General features: G+C 71.2%; 16 protein-coding genes. 2 read left to right on the top strand and 14 right to left on the bottom strand.

Annotated features, from left to right (window positions below; genetic code table 11):
* Window positions 1–60: 60 nt before the first annotated feature.
* Together PUR26_RS15035 and PUR26_RS15030 are read right to left on the bottom strand one after the other, a co-directional pair.
* On the bottom strand, window positions 61–1,236 hold the full coding sequence (locus PUR26_RS15035; RefSeq protein WP_329872851.1) for a helix-turn-helix domain-containing protein: 1,176 nt from the start codon (window positions 1,234–1,236) through the stop codon (window positions 61–63).
* 377 nt (window positions 1,237–1,613) lie between these two features.
* Entirely contained in the window at window positions 1,614–1,955 is a 342-nt protein-coding gene (locus PUR26_RS15030; protein WP_329872850.1) for a hypothetical protein, read from the bottom strand.
* Between the two features lie 393 nt (window positions 1,956–2,348).
* Between PUR26_RS15030 and PUR26_RS15025 the strand changes: the two genes are divergently transcribed.
* Window positions 2,349–2,870 (top strand): universal stress protein, encoded by a 522-nt coding sequence (locus tag PUR26_RS15025; RefSeq protein WP_329872875.1) that lies wholly within the window; start codon window positions 2,349–2,351, stop codon window positions 2,868–2,870.
* A 244-nt stretch (window positions 2,871–3,114) separates the two neighbouring features.
* Window positions 3,115–3,684 carry a GPR1/FUN34/YaaH family transporter gene (locus tag PUR26_RS15020; protein ID WP_329872849.1) on the top strand — a complete coding sequence of 190 codons (570 nt, stop codon included), beginning with the start codon at window positions 3,115–3,117 and terminating at the stop codon, window positions 3,682–3,684.
* 222 nt (window positions 3,685–3,906) lie between these two features.
* Here the strand turns inward: PUR26_RS15020 and glmS are convergent, their stop codons facing one another.
* From glmS to PUR26_RS14960, 12 genes are all read right to left on the bottom strand, one after another.
* Complete coding sequence (gene glmS / locus PUR26_RS15015; protein WP_329872848.1) at window positions 3,907–5,724, bottom strand: glutamine--fructose-6-phosphate transaminase (isomerizing); 1,818 nt, start codon at window positions 5,722–5,724, stop codon at window positions 3,907–3,909.
* A gap of 37 nt (window positions 5,725–5,761) precedes the next feature.
* Window positions 5,762–6,037 carry a hypothetical protein gene (locus tag PUR26_RS15010; protein ID WP_329872847.1) on the bottom strand — a complete coding sequence of 92 codons (276 nt, stop codon included), beginning with the start codon at window positions 6,035–6,037 and terminating at the stop codon, window positions 5,762–5,764.
* Window positions 6,038–6,357: 320 nt separating this feature from the next.
* Entirely contained in the window at window positions 6,358–7,266 is a 909-nt protein-coding gene (locus PUR26_RS15005) for a DUF4429 domain-containing protein (protein ID WP_329872846.1), read from the bottom strand.
* Between the two features lie 278 nt (window positions 7,267–7,544).
* A complete protein-coding gene (locus PUR26_RS15000; protein ID WP_329872845.1) occupies window positions 7,545–9,332 on the bottom strand; it encodes an IucA/IucC family protein in 1,788 nt (595 codons plus the stop codon).
* Window positions 9,329–9,916 (bottom strand): GNAT family N-acetyltransferase, encoded by a 588-nt coding sequence (locus PUR26_RS14995; protein WP_329872844.1) that lies wholly within the window; start codon window positions 9,914–9,916, stop codon window positions 9,329–9,331. Before PUR26_RS14995 ends, PUR26_RS15000 begins: the two co-directional genes overlap by 4 nt.
* Window positions 9,913–11,175 (bottom strand): lysine N(6)-hydroxylase/L-ornithine N(5)-oxygenase family protein, encoded by a 1,263-nt coding sequence (locus PUR26_RS14990; RefSeq protein ID WP_329872843.1) that lies wholly within the window; start codon window positions 11,173–11,175, stop codon window positions 9,913–9,915. The genes PUR26_RS14995 and PUR26_RS14990 overlap by 4 nt, the downstream gene beginning before the upstream one ends.
* Window positions 11,159–12,601, bottom strand: coding sequence for a pyridoxal phosphate-dependent decarboxylase family protein (locus PUR26_RS14985; RefSeq protein WP_329872842.1), 1,443 nt, complete (start codon window positions 12,599–12,601; stop codon window positions 11,159–11,161). The genes PUR26_RS14990 and PUR26_RS14985 overlap by 17 nt, the downstream gene beginning before the upstream one ends.
* A 151-nt stretch (window positions 12,602–12,752) precedes the next feature.
* A complete protein-coding gene (locus tag PUR26_RS14980) occupies window positions 12,753–13,649 on the bottom strand; it encodes a siderophore-interacting protein (RefSeq protein WP_329872841.1) in 897 nt (298 codons plus the stop codon).
* Window positions 13,650–13,654: 5 nt separating this feature from the next.
* On the bottom strand, window positions 13,655–14,695 hold the full coding sequence (locus PUR26_RS14975; protein WP_329872840.1) for an ABC transporter substrate-binding protein: 1,041 nt from the start codon (window positions 14,693–14,695) through the stop codon (window positions 13,655–13,657).
* Between the two features lie 226 nt (window positions 14,696–14,921).
* On the bottom strand, window positions 14,922–16,082 hold the full coding sequence (locus PUR26_RS14970) for an acyl-CoA dehydrogenase family protein (protein WP_329872839.1): 1,161 nt from the start codon (window positions 16,080–16,082) through the stop codon (window positions 14,922–14,924).
* 6 nt (window positions 16,083–16,088) lie between these two features.
* Window positions 16,089–17,027: a hydroxymethylglutaryl-CoA lyase gene (locus tag PUR26_RS14965; RefSeq protein WP_329872838.1), complete on the bottom strand. Its 939-nt coding sequence runs from the start codon at window positions 17,025–17,027 to the stop codon at window positions 16,089–16,091.
* The gene (locus PUR26_RS14960; protein ID WP_329872837.1) at window positions 17,024–18,967 is read right to left on the bottom strand and encodes an acetyl/propionyl/methylcrotonyl-CoA carboxylase subunit alpha; all 1,944 of its coding nucleotides are present in this window, start codon (window positions 18,965–18,967) and stop codon (window positions 17,024–17,026) included. The genes PUR26_RS14965 and PUR26_RS14960 overlap by 4 nt, the downstream gene beginning before the upstream one ends.
* Between the last annotated feature and the right edge of the window lie 3 nt (window positions 18,968–18,970).

Genomic DNA, 18,970 nt, shown 5'->3' with positions numbered 1-18,970 from the left:
GCCGGGCGGGTGCTGTCGTGCACCTGCCCGGCGGCCGCCCCTGCGGTCCCGCGCGTGCGGTTACGGCGCGCTGCGCTGGCCCGGGAGGGCCGCGCGCCCCTGCGTGTAGGCGTCCGCGTGCGGCTTGCCCGCCTCGGACATCGCCGAGGCGCGCCTCATTCCCGGCGGCACCTGCTGCGGCAGCACCGCCTCCACGGCCGCCGCCGGCACTGCCGTGTCCGCCTGCGGCCGACGGGCCCGGTAGGCGGCCCGGTAGGCCGCCGGGGACGAGCCCAGCTGGCGCCGGAAGTGCCCGCGCAGGGCCACCGGCGAGCGGAAGCCGCAGCGGCCGGCCACCTCGTCGACCGAGTAGTCGGAGGTCTCCAGCAGCCGCTGCGCCTGGAGCACCCGCTGGGTGATCAGCCACTGCAGCGGCGCGCTGCCGGTGAGCGAGCGGAACCTGCGGTCGAAGGTCCGCCTGCTCATGTACGCCCGCGCGGCGAGCGTCTCCACGTCGAACTGCTCGTGGAGGTGCTCCAGCGCCCAGGCGACGACCTCGGCGAGCGGGTCGGCGCCGATCTCCTCGGGCAGGGACCGGTCGAGGTACCGCTCCTGTCCGCCACTGCGGCGCGGCGGTACCACGAGGCGCCGGGCGAGTGCCCCGGCCGCCTCACTGCCGTGGTCCGTGCGCACGATGTGCAGACAGAGATCGATTCCGGCCGCCGTCCCCGCGGACGTCAGCACGTCGCCGTCGTCGACGAAGAGCTCCCGCGGGTCCACATGGACCGACGGGTAGCGCTTGGCGAGCGTCGGCGCGTACATCCAGTGCGTGGTGGCCGGCCGCCCGTCCAGTAAACCGGCGGCCGCGAGCACGAAGGCGCCTGTGCACAGCCCGACGATCCGGGCACCCTCCTCGTGTGCGCGGCGCAGCGCGTCGAGCGCCTCGGCCGGTGGCGGCGAGGTGATCGACCGCCAGGCCGGTACGACGACGGTGCCCGCCCTGCTGATCGCCTCCAGGCCGTACGGCGCGGAGAGCTCCAGCCCTCCGGTCGTACGCAGCGGCCCTTCTTCACCCGCACAGACAAGCAGCCTGTAGCGGGGCACTCCGGCGTCCTGGCGGTCAATCCCGAACACCGAGAGCGGGATGGAACTCTCGAAGATGGGGCCGCCGCTGAACAGCAGCACTGCGACGACCTCGCGACGGCGGCGGCCGGACAGTTTTCGTCCGGTCTCCGGTGCGGCGGAGTCCTGGCTCATGACGCTAAGCCCCCCTCGGTGTTCGCGTCTCCTAGGTCCTGTCGCTCCTGCACGTTTCCCCTCGGTTTTGCACGAGTCCCCAGTCTTCGATAGTCATGATCGAATCTACTGTGTCCCGTGGCGCCGGCGTGACAAGTTCCCCAACCAGCGCTATGTCGACAAGGCAACTTGGCGCGAAGCATTCGATCACGAAGCGTTCCACTCGCGGGCCGCGCAGGGAAGTGCGCCTCACGCGCATGGCCCATCCACGTAGGGTGCGGACGACCCCCACGGTCCTTTCCTCCCTGGTGACAAGGGGGTTGGCAGGCCATTCGGGCAAGGATCGGCCGGTTGGCCGAAGTTGGCTGAAAACATACGGGCGCGTGTGTGCGAACGCGTCAGTCTCCGGGCGCACACCCCGCCCCGGGGCGCCCTCCGTGACGCGCCCCGGGGCTCGTGCGGGAGTGCCGGCCGCGCGGCGGGCCCGGCGGCCGCGCGTGCGCGGGCGAATCCTCCACGAGCGGGCGGACCGGGGTCCGCTCGGAGCGCCGCAGCAGGATCCGGCAGACGGCGGTCACGGCGGCCAGGCCGACGGCCGTGGCGGCGGCGCCGCCGACGGAGGTTCCGTACACCACGAGCACCACGGGTACCAGAGCGCAGCTGAAGGCGGCCCATCGGACCACATCGCTCGCCGATTCGGAGGCGGACGACGGGCTCGGGGCGGCCGGTGGTGCGGGCACGGAGAGCTCCCAGGGGACGGTGGGGCGGGCGGGTGGACCGGGGGGTGTCGGGCGGACGGGGGCGAAAGGGCCGGGCCGGCCGCGGGACACCCCCTGGCCAACGAGTAGCGGAGCGTTCCGGTCACTGGGCCCGAGGGGCGCGACGGGGGTGCCGGAACGGGTGCGAACGGTGTCCGGTGGACGCCTGTAGGGCACATCCGGCATTGCCATACGGGACGGGCTCGTGCATGCTCCCTGGGACGCCGCGTGCAGGGTGGCGGACACTGGGCAGGAGGGGCGTGCCGCCGTACCCTTGGGGGTATGGGGCTGGGAAGACGATTCCCGGACACCGCTCCGCGCCGACCGCTGTTCTGCCGCTCCCTTCCCACAAGGACCTTCTTCGTCGAGACACCGATGGCCGGTCACGAAATCCCTGAACCCGCGGACCGCAGGCAGGTCGCCGATCCCACGGTCGACCCCCTCGCGGCGGAAGAGACACGCCACTCCCGCGATCCCGCGTTCCAGCACGGCGTGGTCGTCGGCTTCGACGGTTCGACCTCCAGTGAGCGGGCGCTCGCCTATGCCATCGGCATGGCCCGGCGCTCCGGCTCCGGGCTGATCATCGTGCACGTGGCCAACCGGCTGCCCACCACGGTCTGGGCGGGCTGCGAGCCGCCGGTCTTCGTCGACGTACCGGATCACCGCACCGAGGTGCTCGGTCTGGAGCTCGCCTGCGCGGACTACCTCAGCGAGGTGCCGTGGATCCTGGTCGAGCGCGGCGGCGACATCTGCCACGAGCTGGAGGAGGTCGGCCGGGAGTACTCGGCCGACGCGATCGTCGTCGGCTCCACCCACGGCATCGTGGGACGGATGTTCGGCTCGGTGGCCGGACGGCTCGCCCGGCGCGCCCAGCGGCCCGTCGTCGTCATCCCGTAGCGTCGCCGTCCCGCGCCGGGACGATCAATCCGCGACGTCCGGGTGCGTCCCGAGGCCGCGACGTCGTCCCGTGGTGCCGCCGGACCGCCTTTCCCCGTCGTCGCGGACGGGGTGGACATGAGAGACCGTCATCTTCCCCTACTGGTACAGGAATTCGGCCATGTTCCGAGGTTGCTTGTGCGCTTGTGAAGGGTAAAGGGACAGTGCTGGGAAGCAGCGCAACCGCACATGAAGGGAGCCCGCCGTGGACAACGACGTCTCTGCGGGAAGCACCACGACCTCCACTCTCGGCCATCTCGCACTCGGCCTGACCCTGCTCGCGTTCGGCATCGGCGGCACCGGCGCGATCGACAACGTCACGGCGGCCGACGCCTCCTCCCTCGCCACCTGGATCGGCGGAGTCGCCCTGTTCGTCACGGGCCTGCTCGGACTGCGCGCGGGCGACGGCCGTACCGGCACGGCCTTCGCGGGGCTGGGCGCCTTCTGGTTCACCTGGGGCACCGGCGTGGGCACCGACGCCTCCGCGGAGGCCACCGGCCTGTTCCTGCTGGTGTGGTCGCTGCTGGCGCTCACACTGACGGCCGCGTCCGCGGGCGCCGGGCTGCTCGGCCAGGGCGTGTACGGACTGCTGTTCGTGTCGCTGCTCCTGGGCGGCGTCGGCTCCTTCGCGGACGTCGGCGGCCTGGCCACGGCGGGCGGCTGGGTCGCGGCGGTGGCGGGCCTCGGGGCCTGGTACGGCGCGACGGCGGGCCTGGCCAGGTGGCCCCTGCCGGGGAGCCGCTCCCCGGGCCGGGGCGTGACGGCCGCCGGCTGACCCGGGGGTCCGGCCCGCACAAGGCCGGCCGGGGCCGCTTCGTGGCCTCGCCGGGACCGCTTCCGGAGCATCCGCGGACCACTTCGGGACCACAAGGCCGGTGTCAGGGCGGCGCCGGCCGTACGGAAAGGGCGACCCCCCGCGCGTTGGTGGCACGCGCGGGGGGGGCGCCGCATTTCCCCGGCCGGGGCCGGCCGACGGCCGCCCCGGCACCGGGCCGGACTACTCCACGGTGACCGACTTGGCCAGGTTGCGCGGCTTGTCGATGTCCCGGCCGAGGGCCAGGGCGGTGTGATAGGCGAGGAGCTGGAGCGGGATGCCCATCAGGATCGGGTCCAGCTCGTCCTCGTTCTTCGGGACGAGGATCGTGTGGTCGGCCTTCTCCTGGACCTGGTGCGCGACGGCGAGGATCCTGCCGCTGCGCGCCTTGATCTCCTCCATCGCGGCCCGGTTCTTCTCCAGCAGGGAGTCGTTCGGGACGATCGCGACGGTCGGCATCGCGGGCTCGATGAGCGCCAGCGGACCGTGCTTGAGCTCGGAGGCCGGGTAGGCCTCGGCGTGGATGTAGGAGATCTCCTTGAGCTTCAGGGAGGCCTCCAGGGCGACCGGGTAGCCCCGGACGCGGCCGATGAACATCATCGACTTGGCGTCCGCGTACTCCGCGGCCAGCTTCTTGATGTCCTCTTCGCCTTCGAGGATCTCCTGGATCTGCGCGGGCAGCCTGCGCAGGCCCTCGATGATCCGCTTGCCGTCGGCGACCGACAGGTCCCGGATGCGGCCCAGGTGCAGGGCGAGCAGCGCGAACGCGACGACCGTGTTGGTGAAGCACTTGGTGGAGACGACGCAGACCTCCGGGCCGGCGTGCACGTACACGCCGCCGTCGGCCTCGCGGGCGATCGCCGAGCCCACCACGTTGACCACGCCGAGGACGCGGGCGCCCTTGCGCTTGAGCTCCTGCACCGCGGCGAGCACGTCGTAGGTCTCACCGGACTGGGAGACGGCGATGTACAGGGTGTCGGGATCGACGACCGGGTTGCGGTAGCGGAACTCGGAGGCGGGCTCGGAGTCGGCCGGGATGCGGGCCAGGCCCTCGATCAGCGAGGCGCCGATCATGCCCGCGTGGTACGAGGTGCCGCAGCCGAGGATCTTCACCCGGCGGATGCCCCGGGCCTCACGGGCGTCCAGGTTGAGGCCGCCCAGGTGGACGGTGGAGAACTTCTCGTCGATGCGGCCGCGCAGGACGCGGTCCACGGCGTCGGCCTGCTCGGAGATCTCCTTGTGCATGTACGTGTCGTGGCCGCCCATGTCGTAGGAGGCGGCCTCCCACTCCACGGTCTCAGGCGTGGCGGTGGTCACCGTGCCCGAGGTGGTGTAGGTGCGGAAGTCGTCGGCCTTCAGGGTCGCCATCTCGCCGTCGTCGAGGGTGACGATCTGGCGGGTGTGGGCGATCAGCGCGGCGACGTCGGAGGCGACGAGCATCTCCTTCTCGCCGATGCCGAGGACGACCGGGGAGCCGTTGCGGGCGACGACGATGCGGTCGTTGAAGTCGGCGTGCATGACGGCGATGCCGTACGTGCCCTCGACGACCTTCAGCGCCTCGCGGACCTTCTCCTCCAGGGTCTCGGCCTGGGAGCGGGCGATCAGGTGGGTGAGCACCTCGGTGTCGGTCTCGGAGACGAAGACCACACCGTCCGCCTCGAGCTTCGCGCGCAGCTCGTCGGCGTTGTCGACGATGCCGTTGTGGACGACCGCGACCTTGTTCTCGGGGTCCATGTGCGGGTGCGAGTTCACGTCGCTCGGGGCGCCGTGGGTGGCCCAGCGGGTGTGGGCGATGCCGGTGGTGCCGGTGAAGCGCTTGGGGACCCGGGCCTCCAGGTCACGGACCCGGCCCTTGGCCTTGACCATCTTCAGGCCGGCGGCCTTCGGGCTGGTGATCACCATGCCCGCGGAGTCGTAGCCCCGGTACTCCAGCCGCGCCAGACCTTCCAGCAGCAGCGGAGCGACGTCACGCCTACCGATGTAACCGACAATTCCGCACATAAAGTCTCTGCCCCTCCGAAAACGTACAGGTGTGTGCTCAGCCGTAGACCATGCGGCGCAGCTGCCGGAGCGAGAGCTCCGGTGGCGCCACGGCGCGGTGCGGCAGTTCCGCCGCGATGCGCTCGAAGATCGCGGAGTTCACGGCGCCGCCGGCCTGGAGCTCGCGATGGCGGCGACGGACGAACTCCTCGGTCGTCTCGTCGAAGTACGCCAGCACGTCGAGCACCACCCGGGACGCCTCACCGCGCGGGAGCGCGGTGCTGCGGACCAGATGGTCGATGAGGTCGTCATGCGACGGGCGGCGTTCGAGCACCCGTAGATACTGGGGTCAGGAAGCGGTTCTTTGCAAGAATCCTGCCCGATATCGGGCAGGACTCTTCGTGATCCACCGCATACGCGAGTGGAATCGGCCCGTCCGTGGTGCATCGTCCGTGACCCGTGACCCGTGACCCGTGACCCGTGACCCGTGACCCGTGACCCGTGACCCGTGACCCGTGACCCGTGACCCGTGACCCGTGACCCGTGACCCGTGACCCGTGGTCCGTGCTCTGCGCTCCGAGTCAGAGCCTTGAGTCGGGGGGAGTCGGGGGCCATCAGTCAGGAGGCCTGAGGCCCTGTGTCCGGGCCGGGAGCTCAGAGCTGCCTGAGAACCGCCTGCTTGGCGGTGGCGAACTCCTCGGCGGTCAGTATTCCCGCCTGGTGGAGCTCGCCGAGCTCCCGCAGGCGCCGCAGCAGCACGTCGTGATCGACGGCGTCGGTGGCAGGGACTGTCGCGGGGGCCGTGGCGGGGGCCGGCCCGGGTGTCGCGGCGGGCGGCGGGGTGAGGGCGGGCGCGGTGCGCGGGGCGTTGGGGTGCGGCAGCCGGGCGACCACGGCGGCGGCCACCAGCGCCATGAGGGGGTCCTTGCGGAAGCCCCACAGCTCCACGGCGTGCGGATCGTGCTTGGGCGCCGGGGCGGGCGTCCCGCCCGTACGGAAACGCAGGTACCCGTTCTCCAGCCCGATGGCCGGCAGCCACTCCACCGCGTCCACGTCGGCCAGCGCGAGGGTGCGGTCCCCGCCGGACGCCTTGGACTCCTCCGTCTTCCAGTTCCACTCCAGACGGATCCGCTCCCCGTCGAAGGTGACGGTGCCGTCACCCGCTCCGACGGTGAGCGGCAGCGCGGGCCCGGGGAGCAGATACCCGGTCACCGGGCCGGACTCCACCTGTTCGAGCAGCAGCGCGCCGCGCACCTCGTCGACGAAGTACTCGGCGCCCCCCGCCCGGTCGTTCGCCACGGTCAGCCGGTACGGGTCCGCGCCGTCCTCCAGCTTGCCCCCGGTGATCGCCAGCAGGGGATCGGCCCCGTCCCGCAGCCGCAGCCGCAGCCGTCCCGCCTTCTTCCCCGCCTCGAACGAGATGCCGGCCAGCGCGCGCAGGGGTACGGCGACCTCGCCCAGCGTCCGGCGCAGCAGTCCGACGCTCCTGTCCCCACCCGGCACGATGCGCAGCGTGTCCCCGTCGAAGGTCCAGGTCCCGTCCTTCTGGATGATCTCGGCCATGGAGGGATTGTTCCATCCGGGTACGCGAGTACGGTCCGCACCGTGACCGCGAACAAGGCGCGCGGCACGCACGGCGGCGCGGGGCGCGCGGCCGCCGGAGCCCGGCCCGGCGGCATCGACCGCCGGCTCCCGGCAGGTGCCCTGGTCCGCGCGGGAGGACCGGCCCGGCCGGACGTACTGGACCGGCGCCCGGGGACCGTCCCGGGCGCCGGCCAGGTCCAGGGTCTCGTGCGGACCGGACCGGGCTCACCGGGCCCGGTCCGGTCCGCACGGGGGCCTCAGCGGGCGAACCGCGCGATGGGGTTCCGCAGCGTGCCGATGAGCTGGAGCGCGCCGGACGGGTCCGCCAGGTCCACCATCTGCCGGTTGTTGCGCAGCTGGAGCCGGTTGAGGCAGGAGAGCGAGAACTCCTCCGCGAACATGTCGTACTGCTTGAACCTGTCCGCCAGCTCCGGCACCGAGTCCTGGTACCCGTGCACGCACTCGGCGACCGTGCGCCAGAAGTCGTCCTCGCCCAGCACCCCCTCCGCGGCGAGCGTCGCGCCCAGGAAGCGGAAGAAGCAGTCGAAGACGTCGGTGAAGACGGACAGCAGTTTCGTGTCCTCGGGCACCTCGACGCGGATGCGCTCGACGGCGGGCGGCAGGACCGCGTCCATGTCCATCACCGCGATCTCCTCGGCGATGTCCTTGAAGATCGCACGCTGGACCGCGCCGTCCTCGACGACGAGGATGACGTTCTCGCCGTGCGGCATGAACACCAGGTCGTACGCGTAGAACGTGTGCAGGATCGGCAGCAGGTAGGCGTCCAGGTAGCGGCGCAGCCAGACGGCGGGCTCCAGGCCGGACTCGGCGATCAGCGCACCGGCGAACGACGCGCCCTCGTGGTCCACGTGCAGCAGGGACGCCATCGTGGCGAGCCGCTGCCCTTCGTCGAGGGTCGGCACCGGGCTTTCCCGCCAGAGCGCGGCGAGCATCTTGCGGTAGGGCGAGTAGCGGTCGGTGGCGGCCTCGTACTCGAGGTGGCGGTAGCCGACGGCCGCCCGCTCACGAATGATCGAGAAGCGGGCCGCCCTGAGGACGCCGTCGCTCTCGATCAGGCCCGCCAGCCAGTCGTTGATGGCCGGGGTGGCCTCCATGTAGGCGGCGGACAGACCGCGCATGAAGCCCATGTTGAGGACCGACAGCGCCGTCTTGACGTAGTGCTTCGACGGATCGCTCGTGTTGAAGAACGTACGGATCGACTGCTGGGCCAGGTAGTCGTCGTCGCCCTCGCCCAGGTAGACCAGCCGCTGCTGGGCGATCTCGGCGGCGAAGGTGACCGACAGCTTGTTCCACCACTGCCAGGGGTGGGCGGGCACCAGGAGGTGGTCGGCGAGGTCGAGACCCAGCTCGGAGAGTTTCCGGGCGAAGCCGTCCACGGCCGCGTCACCGAGCTCCGCGCGGATGAAACCGTCGTAGTCGATGCCCGCGCCGGCGGTGAAGGTGGCGCGGTCGCGGCGGGCGGCCAGCCAGATCAGCCGGATCGGGGTCGCGGCCTCCGGGGCGTACGCGTGGTACTCGTCGATGCCGAAGCCCAGGCGGCCGTTGTTGGCGACGAAGCAGGGGTGGCCCTCGGTCATGCCCGTCTCGACGGCCTGGAAGTCCGACTTCGCCAGCTCGGCGGCGCTCACCCGCGGTTTCGTCGACTTGAACGCCGTACCGGAGAGGGTGGAGGAGATCTCCTCCAGGTAGACCGGCAGGATCTCGTCGCTCAGGCCGAGCGCGCCGCGCAGCCCGATGACGAACTCCAGCGCGTCCAGGGGGAGCTCGGCGCCGTCGCGGTGGCGGGTGATCGAGTCGGCGTCCACCTGCCAGTGGTCGAGCGCGAACCGTGCGGCGGCGAACCGGTACTCGGTCGCGCCGTCGTCGGCGAGGACCCGGTAGCGGTCGTCTCCGAGCGGCTCGGGCGTCAGCAGCCGTTCATGGCTGAACTCGGCGAGTGCCTTGCGGATCAGCAGACGGTCGGCGTCGGCCCAGCGCTCGGGGGTGAGGTGGGAGACGGGGCTCGTGGGGCGCTGGTCGCTCATCGGGCGGCTCCCGCTGTCGCGTGGTCGCGGCTCTTCAGGAACTGCTCCCGGGTGCAGACGCTCAGGTACGCGTCCTTCTCCGGCTTGGCTATCCTCTTGACCTTCTCGAAGCCGACCGCCGCGTTGAGCGCGTGGACGGCCTCGTTGCGCACGTCGGGCTCGACGACGACCCGGACGGTCGCGGGGTCCGCGAACAGCTCCTCCATCACGGCGGTGATCACCGCGCGGGTGAAGCCGTGGACCGGGGTGTCGGTCGGCGCGACGAGGAAGTGCATGCCGACGTCGCCGGGCTGCGGCTCGTACAGACCGGTCAGCTCGACGTACCGGGGGTCGTACCGCTCCATCAGGAACGCCGGCTTCCCGTCGTGCAGCCCGATGAAGGCGTCGTGGTGGGGGTGGGCCGCGATGGCCATGTACTCGCGCTCGACGTCCTGGAGTCTCGCGTCCTGCATCATCCAGAACGCGGCCTTCGGGTGGGTGACCCAGGGGTGGATCAGCTCCGCGTCGCTCGGACCCTCACCGCCGGTGGGGGAGGGGTCGAAGGGACGGAAGGTGAACGTCCCGAGGGGGTGGGTGGTGCTCATACGGAGAACTCCTGGAACGCGATGGACTTCTCGACCGGGTAGTACTCGGTGCCCAGCAGTTCGCCGATGATGTAGGCGTTGCGGTAGGCGCCCATGCCCAGGTCGGGTGAGGTGATCGAGTGGGTGTGCACGCCGGCGTTCTGGAGGAAGACGCCCCGGCCGGTCGTGTCGATGGAGTAGTTGCGCGCGACGTCGAAGCGGCCCTGTCCGTCCCAGCGCAGCCGGTCCTTGACGGGGGCCAGGAACTCCGGGACGACGTACTTGTAGCCGGTGGCGAGCACCAGGCCCTCGGTACGGATCTCGAAGTCCTTGCCCTGCTCCTCCTGGCGCAGGCCGAGGGTGTACGTCCCGTCCTCGTAGGACGCCGTGTTGAGCGACGCGTTGGTGAGCAGGCGGGTGGGGACGGGGCCCTTGAGGTTCTTCTGGTAGAGCAGGTCGAATATCGCGTCGATCAGCTCGCCGTCGATGCCTTTGAACAGGCCCTTCTGCTGGGTCTCCAGCCGGTAGCGGGTGGCCTCGGGCAGCGCGTGGAAGTAGTCGATGTACTCCGGGGAGGTCATCTCCAGCGTGAGCTTGGTGTACTCCAGCGGGAAGAACCGGGGGGAGCGGGTGACCCAGTTCAGCCGGTAGCCGTGCACGTCGATCTCGGAGAGCAGGTCGTAGTAGATCTCCGCGGCGCTCTGACCGCTGCCGACCAGGGTGATGGACTCCTTGGCCTGGAGCGCCTCCTTGGACTGGAGGTAGCGCGAGTTGTGCAGGAAGTCGCCCTCCAGGCCCTGGCACGCCTCGGGGATGTACGGCGGGGTGCCGGTGCCCAGGACGAGGTGACGGGCGCGCAGCGTCTCGCCGCCGTCGGTACGGACGAGGTACAGATCGTCCTCGGCGTCGTGCTCGACCGAGGTCACGGTGGTGGAGAACCGTACGTTGCTCAGCTTGCCGGCGGCCCACTGGCAGTAGTCGTTGTACTCCGTCCGCAGCGGATAGAAGTTCTCGCGGATGTAGAAGGAGTAGAGCCGGCCTCTCTCCTTCAGGTAGTTCAGGAAGGAGTACGGCGACGTCGGGTCGGCGAGCGTGACCAGGTCCGACATGAACGGCGTCTGCAGGTGGGCGCCTTCGAGGAACATGCCCGAGTGCCATTCGAAGTCCGGCTTGGACTCCAGGAAGAGACCGTCCAGCCCGTCGATGGGCTCGGTCAGGCAGGCCAGGCCCAGGTTGAACGGACCGAGTCCGATACCGATGAAATCAAGAGGCGTGGACAAGGTTCTCTCCCAGGTACTGCTCGGCGTGGCCGGCGATCAGGTCGAGGACGGCGGTGATGTCGGACACCGTCGTCTCGGGGTTGAGCAAGGTGAACTTCAGGTACTGGCGGCCGTCGACCTTCGTCCCCGCGACGACCGCCTCGCCCGAGGCGAACAGCGCCTTGCGCGCGTACAGGTTGGCGCGGTCGATGTCGGCCGGGGAAGTGACGGAGGCCGGGATGTAGCGGAAGACCAGGGTGGACAGCGACGGCTGGACGACCACGTCGTAGCGCGGGTCGGCGGCGAGCACGTCCCAGCCGGCCCGGGCCAGGTCGCAGACCTCGTCGAACAGCTGGCCGACACCGTCCGCGCCCATGACGCGCAGCGTCATCCACAGTTTGAGGGCGTCGAACCGGCGGGTGGTCTGGAGGGACTTGTCCACCTGGTTGGGGATCCTCTCCTCGACCGTACGCCGGGGGTTGAGGTAGTCCGCGTGGTAGGTGGCGTGGCGCAGGGTGGCCCCGTCCCGGACCAGCACGGCGGAGGAACTGACCGGCTGGAAGAAGGACTTGTGGTAGTCGACCGTGACCGAGTCGGCCCGCTCGATGCCGTCCAGGAGGTGGCGGCGGGTCGGGGAGGCGAGCAGTCCGCAGCCGTAGGCGGCGTCGACGTGCATCCAGGCGCCGTACTCGGCGGCGAGGTCGGCGATGTCGCCGAGCGGGTCGATGGACCCGAAGTCGGTGGTGCCGGCGGTGGCGACGATGGCCATCGGCGTCAGGCCCTGGGCGGCGCAGCGCTCCAGTTCGGCGGCGAGGACGACGGTCTGCATGCGCTTGTCGCGGTCGCAGGGTATGGAGACCACCGCGTCGCGGCCCAGGCCCAGCAGCGTGGCGGACTTCTGCACGCTGAAGTGGCTGCACTCGGAGGAGAAGATGCGCAGCGTGGCCAGGTCCTCCGTCTTGGCCTCCTCGCGGGCCAGCAGCAGCGCCTGGAGGTTGGACTGGGTGCCGCCGCTGGTGAAGACGCCGTCGGCGGCCTGGCCGAGCCCGATGCGCCCGGTGGTCCAGTCGATCAGGCGGCGCTCGATGAGCGTGCCGCCGGCGCTCTGGTCCCAGGTGTCCAGGGACGAGTTGACCGCGGAGAGCACCGCCTCGCCGAGTACGGCGGGGATCACGACCGGGCAGTTGAGGTGGCCCAGGTAGCGCGGGTGGTGGAAGTAGACGGCGTCACGCAGATAGAGCTCTTCGAGCTCGTCCAGCGCGGCGGACGCGTCGCCGAGCGGCGTGTCCAGATCGACCGCGGCGATGACGGGCGCGAGCTCATCGGGCGTGATGCCGGTGAACGGCCGCCTGGTGGTGGCGAGTCGGTTCGCCACCCGCTCGACTCCTTCGGTGACGGAACGTCGGTACTGCTCCGCCGTCACGTCATTGAGCAGGTGCGAGCGCATGCAATGTCCTCCCTGATGCGGGGACTTAATCGGCCCTCAGGACAGAAGAGGGGGCGAGGGGCGACGTCGTAAGTAAGGTTAGCCTAACCTAAATTTACGCCGCAACTATCCCTCGCCCCCCTTGGGGCACAGCAGTTGTGGGTGAGGTGCGTTACGCCGCCGCGCCGGATTCGACCGCTTCCGTCTCCTCCTGCGGAGCCTCGCGCAGGGCGTCCTCGCTCAGCCCCTTGCGCCAGTACCCGACGAACGTCACCCGGCGGCGGTCGATCCCGCGCTCGCCGACCAGGTGGCGGCGCAGCGCCTTCACCGAGCCGGACTCGCCCGCGATCCAGGCGTACGGGGCCGTGCCCGACAGCCGGGCGGCCCGCACGGCCTCCACGGCGGCCGGCGCGCCCTCCTCCCGCACGAGCCAGGTGACCGTGGCGTCGGCCTCGGTCCTCAGTTCCATCCGGTCGGCGGAGCAGGGGACCTCGAGCCACACCTGGGCCCTGGTGCCGGCCGGGAGCCACTCCAGGATCGCCGAGGCGGCGGGCAGCGCCGTCTCGTCACCCCAGATCAGCACCTCGTCGGCGTCCTCGGGCAGCCGGAAGCGGACGCCCGTGTTGTCGGCGACGGCGGGACCGAGCACCACGACCCGGTCGCCCTCGGACGCCTGCTGCGCCCAGCGGCACGCGGGGCCGACGCTCGTGTCACCGGGGGACGCCGGCGCGTGGAGGGCGAAGTCGATGTCGACCTCGCACGTCCCGTCGCCGGCCCGGCGCTGCTCGCGCACGGTGTACGAGCGCATCACCGCCCGGACGTCGTCGGGCATGGCCCGCCACGCGCCGAGCGCGCCGTACAGGTCCCCGTCCAGGACGGGTGGCATGACCGGCTCGGGCTGGCCCGGTTGCGGCAGGAACAGGGAGAGGCTCTGGTCGCGGCCGCCGGCGGCGAAGCCGGCGAGGTCGTCCCCCGTGAACGTGACACGGACCATCGACGGGCCGAGCCGCAGCGTCCTTGCCACTCGGAGGGAGAAGAACCTGAACGGGGCGGTCTCGGCTGTCGTCATCTGGCTCAGGCCACCTTCTTGGCGTTCTCGATCGCCTTGGCGAGGTCCTCCAGGACCACGGCGCACTTGTCGTACGAGTAGATGGGCTCGGTGACGCGGGGGATGACCTGGCCGGCCTTGACGGCGGGCAGCTGTCCCCAGGTCGGCTTGGAGGTCAGGGCGCCGGGCTGGATGGCCGAGGTCCGGTTGTCCATCATGATGACGTCGGCCGGGTACGTGTCCAGGTTCTCCCAGCTCAGCTCCTCGAAGAAGCCTGCCGCGTTCACCTTCGGCTGGACGAACTTCACGCCCAGCTCCTCGAAGTAGAGCGTGTCGGCGGACGTCTTGGCGAGGGAGACGTAGAAGAGCTCCTGGCTGGCCGAGCCGATCATGACGCGGATCTCCGGCTTCGACTTGGCGGCGGCGCGCAGCCGCGCGGCGGCCTTCTCGAAGCGGGCCTTGGCGTCGACCGCCTTCTTGGCCTTCAGGTCGGCGCCCAGGGACTCGGCGAGCTCCGCGTGGCGCTGGAGGGCCTTGGGCATGGTGGTCTGGGCCGCCCAGAGCGCGACGCTCGGCGCCACCTTCAGGATCTTGTCGGCGGACTGCGGGGGCAGGTACCAGAGGGTGTCCTTCTCCCACATCGCGGAGATGAGCACCTCGGGCGCGAGCTTCACGTACTGCTCGATGTTGAACTCGCCCCAGGTGTTGCCGAGGATCTCGACCTTGGTGATGTCGAGGTCGCCCGCCTGGATGTCGGCCGTGTCCTTGCCCGTCTTCGGGTCCTTGACCGTGGTCGGGCCGAACACGGCCTTGACCTCGACGCCGTAGTCGTACAGCGCGGCCGCCGTGCCGGTGAAGGCGACGATGTTCTTCGGGACGGACTTCAGGTCGACGGCCTTGCCGCGGTCGTCCGTGAACTTCCAGGGGCCGGAGTTCCCGCCGGAGGAGGAGTCCTTGGAGTCCTTGCCGCCGCCGCACGCGACGAGCGCGGCGCCGAGCCCGAGAGCGCCGCCGGCTGCGAGCAGACCGCGGCGGGTGAGGTGGGTGGCTCGGGCGTTGCTGGGCATGGCTGAATCGCTTTCGTACGGCCGATATCCGGCCCTTGGGCAAGTCCGAGGGTAGGTTAGCCTAACCTCAGGGCTTGTTACAGGGGTGCCCCCGCTCCGGCGGTGAACACGCGGCCCGGGGCCCACCGCACATGAGGTCCGCGCCCCGGTGCCGGCACCGGGACGCGGACCTCATGTGGGTCCGCCCCGCCCCTGGGGGCGGAACGGGCGGAAGCGCGGGGGCGGATCAGGCCGGGAGCCCCAACTCGCGGGCGATCAGCATGCGCTGGACCTCGCTCGTGCCCTCGCCGATCTCCAGGATCTTGGAGTCCCGCCACATGCGGGCCACCGGGTACTCGTTCATGAAGCCGTACCCGCCGTGGATCTGGGTGGCCTCCCGGGCGTTGTCGACGGCCACGGTCGACGAGTACAGCTTGGCCAGCGCCGCCTCCTTCTTGAAGGGCTCGCCGCTCACCAGCCGGGACGCCGCGTCACGCCAGCCGACACGGGCCATGTGCGCCCGCATCTCCATGTCCGCGATCTTGAACTGGATGGCCTGGTTGTCGCCGATCGGCCGGCCGAAGGCACGGCGTTCCTTGGCGTACGCCAGGGACTCGTCCACACAGCCCTGGGCCAGACCGGTGGCCAGTGCAGAGATGGCGATGCGGCCCTCGTCGAGGATGCGCAGGAACTGGGCGTAGCCGCGGCCCTCCTCGCCCAGGAGGTTCCCGACCGGTACGCGGACGTCGGAGAAGGACAGCTCGCGGGTGTCCGAGGCGTTCCAGCCGACCTTGGAGTAGGGCGCGGCGACGGTGAAGCCGGGGGTGCCGGAGGGGACGATGATCGTGGAGATCAGCGGACGGCCGTCGTCCTTGCGGCCGGTGACGGCCGTGACCGTCACCAGTCCCGTGATGTCCGTGCCGGAGTTGGTGATGAAGCACTTCGAGCCGTTGATGACCCACTCGTCGCCGTCCCGGCGGGCGGTCGTCCTCGTACCCCCCGCGTCCGATCCGCACTCGGGCTCTGTCAGGCCGAAGGCGCCCAGGATCTCCCCGCTGCACATCCGGGGCAGCCATGTGCGCTTCTGCTCCTCCGTGCCGAAGCGGAAGACCGGCATCGCGCCGAGCGAGACCCCCGCCTCCAGGGTGATGGCCACGGACGAGTCGACCCGGGCGAGCTCTTCGAGGGCGATGCCCAGGGCCAGGTAGTCGCCGCCCATGCCGCCGTACTCCTCCGGGAAGGGCAGGCCGAACAGACCCATGCCGCCCATCTCGCGGATGATCTCGTACGGGAACTCGTGCCGCTCGTAGAAGTCGCCGATCTTCGGGGCGACCACGTCATGGGCGAACTGCTCGACCGTACGGCGGAGTTCCTCGTGTTCGGCGGAGAGCCGGTGATCCAGGGACATGGGGAGTCACTCCTTGTGGGAGAGGGCGCGGACGGTACGGGAGGGACTGGGGCGACCCAGTCGCTCGGCCATCCACACGCTCGTGGCGGTGAGCCGGCCGAGATCGACCCCGGTTTCGATGCCGAGGCCGTGGAGCATCCACACGAGGTCCTCGGTGGCGAGGTTCCCGGTGGCGCTCTTCGCGTAAGGGCAGCCGCCGAGGCCGCCCGCGGAGGCGTCCACGGTGGTCACGCCGTGCTGGAGTGCGGCAAGGGTGTTGGCCAGTGCCTGGCCGTACGTGTCGTGGAAGTGCACGGCGAGAGCCCCGGTGGGCACCCCCGCCCCGCCGAGGGCGGTGAGCAGCCGCGCCACGTGGCCCGGGGTGGCCACACCGATGGTGTCGCCCAGGCTCAGCTCGTCGCAGCCCAGTTCGCGCAGGCGCCGGCAGACGCGGACGACCTGCTCGACGGGGACGGGGCCCTCCCACGGGTCGCCGAAGCACATGGACAGGTAGCCGCGCACCCGCAGGCCCTGCTCGATGGCCCGGGTGACGACCGGGGCGAACATGTCGAGCGCCTCGTCGACGGTGCGGTTGAGGTTGGCCTTCGCGAACGACTCGGTGGCGCTGGCGAACACCGCGATCTCCCGCGCCCCGAGGGCCAGCGCGCGGTCCAGACCCCGCTCGTTGGGCACGAGGACCGGCAGCCGCACGCCCTCGATCCCCCTGACCAGCGGGAAGAGCTGCTCCGCGTCGGCCAGCTGCGGCACCCACCTGGGATGGACGAAGCTGGTCGCCTCGACGGTGGTCAGCCCGGCACCGGCGAGGCGGTGCACGAACTCGGCCTTCACCTCGGTCGGGACGACGCCCTTCTCGTTCTGCAGCCCGTCGCGCGGGCCGACCTCGTGGACGCGTACCCGGGCGGGCAGCCCGGGCCCGGGCACGGTCATCGGAAGCCCCGCGGTCATGACTCCTCCTTCGGGACCACCACGGCCAGCACCTGGTCCATGGCGACGGTGGTGCCGGGGGTGACGTCCAGCTCGGCGACGGTGCCGTCGTGCGGGGCGGAGATGACGTGCTCCATCTTCATCGCCTCGACGACGAGCAGGCCCTGACCGGCGGTCACCTCGTCCCCGACGGCCACCTTCACGACGGTGACGGTGCCCGGCATCGGCGCGGTGAGCGAGTCGGCGCCGGAGTGGGCGGTGCGGCTCAGGGACGCCTCGACCGGGTCGTGGTCCTGCACGTGCCAGCTGTCGCCGTCCCGGCCGAGCCAGTTCCCGGCGCGGTGGAAGGTGTGGGTGATGCCGTCGACGGTGACGGTCACCCGGTCGTCGGTCAGGTGACCGGAGCCTCCGGGCCGGCACGCGACGGGTTCCGCGCCCGCCACGCGCAGCCAGTGCGTCAGCGGCGCGCGACCGCCGCCGATGCGCCAGCCGCTGGGCACCGAGAACGGGTCGGTCCAGCCGGCCGCGTCGGGCCGCGGGCGCAGCCGGTCCTGCCGTACCGCCGCGGCGGCCTCGTACACCTCGTCCGGGATCCCGTCCGGCACCAGGCTCTGCGCGTCCCGCTCCACCAGGCCGGTGTCCAGGTCGCCCGAGACGACGTCCGGGTGCGCCAGCAGACGGCGCAGGAAGCCGGCGTTCGTCGGGACGCCCAGGGTGACCGTGTCCGCGAGGGCGGCGCGCAGTCTGCGCAGGGCCGCGGGCCGGTCCTGCGCGTGGACGATGACCTTCGACAGCATCGGGTCGTACAGGCTGCCGACCTCGGTGCCCTCGCTCAGCCCCGAGTCGGTGCGCACCCCGTCACCCTGCGGCTCGCGCAGCGCCAGGACCGTGCCGCCGGAGGGGAGGAAGCCGCGCGAGGGGTCCTCGGCGCAGATCCGGGCCTCGATCGCGTGACCGGTCAGGGAGATGTCCTCCTGGCGGAACGGCAGCCGCTCGCCGGCCGCGACCCTCAGCTGCCACTCGACCAGGTCCAGGCCGGTGACGAGCTCGGTCACCGGGTGCTCCACCTGGAGACGGGTGTTCATCTCCATGAAGAAGTACGAGGACGGGTCGTTGCCCGGGACGATGAACTCCACCGTGCCGGCGCCCCGGTAGCCGCAGGAGCGGGCGGCCTGGACCGCCGCCTCGCCCATGGCGGCCCGCGTCTCCTCGTCGAGCAGGACCGACGGGGCCTCCTCGATGATCTTCTGGTGGCGCCGCTGGAGCGAGCACTCCCGCTCGCCCAGGTGGACCACGTTGCCGTGGCCGTCCGCCAGCACCTGGATCTCGATGTGCCGGGGCCGGTCGATCCACCGCTCCACCAGCAGGGTGTCGTCGCCGAAGGACGCGCGCGCCTCGCGGCGGGCGGCCGCGATCTCCTCCGGCAGGGCCGACTCGTCCCGGGTGAGCCGCATGCCCTTGCCGCCGCCGCCCGCCGAGGGCTTGAGCAGCACCGGCATGCCAATCTCCCGGGCGGCTGCGGCCAGTTCGGCGTCGCTCAGCCCGCTGCCCGAGGAGCCCGGCACGACCGGGACGCCGGCCGCCCGCACGGTCTCCTTGGCGCGGATCTTGTCGCCCATCAGGGAGATGGCCTCGGCGGACGGTCCGATGAAGACCAGGCCCGCATCGGCGCACGCCCGGGCGAAGGCGGCGTTCTCCGCGAGGAACCCGTACCCGGGGTGGACCGCCTGGGCTCCGGTCCGCCGCGCGGCCTCCAGCAGCCGCTCGACGCGGAGGTAGCTCTCGGCGGCGGGGGGCGGACCGATCCGGACCGCCGTGTCGGCCTCCCGTACATGGCGGGCATCGGCGTCGGCGTCGCTGTACACGGCCACCGAGCGCACGCCGAGGGTCCGCAGCGTACGGATGACGCGGACCGCGATCTCGCCCCGGTTGGCCACAAGGACTGTGTCGAACATCGACATGAT

The sequence above is a fragment of the Streptomyces sp. SP18CS02 genome (genome assembly GCF_036322365.1).
Classification (GTDB): domain Bacteria; phylum Actinomycetota; class Actinomycetes; order Streptomycetales; family Streptomycetaceae; genus Streptomyces.
Note: the sequence above shows the minus strand (reverse complement) of the source record. Positions and strands in the feature narration are given on the sequence as shown.